The 382-nt window shown below is 55.8% G+C and carries 1 protein-coding gene; it reads right to left on the bottom strand.

Annotated elements, in window-relative coordinates:
* A partial coding sequence (locus tag SB689_RS22640; RefSeq protein ID WP_410694323.1) for a hypothetical protein occupies window positions 1–382 on the bottom strand: 382 nt, incomplete at both ends.

Raw genomic sequence — 382 nt, 5'->3', positions numbered from 1 at the left:
CGATTGAAACGCTGCCGATGCCGAATTCGAACTTCCCGAGGAATTGCTTTTTGAGTGCACCCGAGAATTCCCCCATGAGGTGAACCGGCAATCCGAGGACAAGATGATCCACTTGTGTAACGCCGGAAAAGTAGAGCGCACCAAACAGCAATGCCGCGTAGTTTCCCGTCAGCGCATAGTCATCGGCGAGTGCGCTACCTGTCCAACCGTGAGCCGCGGTAATCGATATGTCTGGCCCAACTTCGTAGTCGATCCCGTTGACCGTGATTTCAGCGGTTTTGCGTGCAGTAAATGCCCCTGCGTCCCACCTCGAGATCTTTCGGGGCGGAGCTAAGGGCGAAAGCGAAGGAAACGCGTGAGCAACGACAGTGCCTCCGCTATC

This window comes from Chryseobacterium sp. SIMBA_038 (genome assembly GCF_046535115.1).
Lineage (GTDB): Bacteria > Bacteroidota > Bacteroidia > Flavobacteriales > Weeksellaceae > Chryseobacterium.
This window is presented reverse-complemented; position numbering and strand designations above follow the sequence as displayed.